The following is a 657-nucleotide window of genomic DNA, read 5'->3' on the forward strand; positions in this document are numbered from 1 at the left end:
CCACCAGGCCGGAGATCGCCGCCACCCGCCAGCGCCGGCCGCCGCCGCGCAGCAGCACGGCCATGTCATAGGCCACCACCTGCCGGGTGTCGTTCACCACCAGGAAGGCCAGGGCGCCGGCATCCGGCATGCGCCGCGCCTCCCGCTCCACCGTCAGCACGGTGCCGAGCAGCGCGGCCAGGTCCGGCGCCGGGCGGGGCGGGGGGTGCAGGGCGGCGCTCATCGCATCATTGCGGCATGGCGGCGGCGAGGCTGGACGGGGGCTGCAGCCGCAGCGTGCCGCTCATCCCCGGCAGCAGCGCGCCCAGCGGCTCGGTCAGGGTGAAGCTGGCATCGACCGTCAGCGAGGCGGTGTCCACCCGCGCCCCCACCCGCTCCAGCGTGGCGGTGTGGGTGGTGCCGGTCTCGTCCACCTGCAGCTCGGCCACCAGGCCGGGGCGCAGCCAGGCCACCCAGGCCGAGGGCAGCTGCGCCCGCAGCCGCAGCGGCCCCGCCGCCACCAGGTCGAGCAGCGGCTTGCCGTCCAGGGCGAATTCGTGCCGCCGCAGATGCCGCTGCGCCACCCGCCCGTCCCAGGGGGCGCGGATCTCGCAATAGCGCAGCCGGGCCTGGGCCAGCTCGACCGCGGCGCGGGCGCGGCCGGCCTCGGCGGCGGCC

2 protein-coding genes are annotated in these 657 nt (G+C 77.9%); both read right to left on the reverse strand.

Annotated elements, in window-relative coordinates:
* Positions 1-223 (reverse strand): hypothetical protein (locus HMPREF0731_RS22530; protein ID WP_007006586.1); only part of this gene is annotated, 223 nt, incomplete at its 3' end.
* 4 nt (positions 224-227) lie between these two features.
* A partial coding sequence (locus HMPREF0731_RS22535; protein ID WP_007006587.1) for an efflux RND transporter periplasmic adaptor subunit occupies positions 228-657 on the reverse strand: 430 nt, incomplete at its 5' end.

Source organism: Pseudoroseomonas cervicalis ATCC 49957 (assembly GCF_000164635.1).
Classification (GTDB): domain Bacteria; phylum Pseudomonadota; class Alphaproteobacteria; order Acetobacterales; family Acetobacteraceae; genus Pseudoroseomonas; species Pseudoroseomonas cervicalis.